This is a genomic window from Psychrobacter sp. 16-MNA-CIBAN-0192 (assembly GCF_040309565.1).
Classification (GTDB): Bacteria; Pseudomonadota; Gammaproteobacteria; order Pseudomonadales; family Moraxellaceae; genus Psychrobacter.
In genome coordinates this window covers 1-233 of record NZ_JBEOOX010000756.1, presented here as the reverse complement: position 1 = coordinate 233, position 233 = coordinate 1, and the positions used below count along the sequence as shown (strand labels likewise).

1 protein-coding gene is annotated in these 233 nt (G+C 43.3%); it reads right to left on the bottom strand.

Annotated features, from left to right (window positions below; translation table 11 throughout):
- Positions 1 to 233: trypsin-like serine protease (locus tag AAEY78_RS15110; protein WP_352340333.1), on the bottom strand; the 233-nt coding region annotated here is incomplete at both ends.

Sequence of the window (233 nt, the reverse complement as noted above, 5' to 3'; positions counted from 1 at the left end):
CCTAATACCCCACGTCTGACTTCACCATGTTCAATAATTTGATCAACAAGGTTATTCACCATATTGGCAGGGATAGCGAAACCAATACCGACATTACCGCCATTAGGGGCGACAATTGCGGTATTTATCCCGATGAGTTCGCCTTTTAAGTTAACCAATGCGCCGCCAGAGTTACCACTATTTATAGCGGCATCTGTTTGGATAAAGTTTTCGAGCATTTCTATGCCTAAACC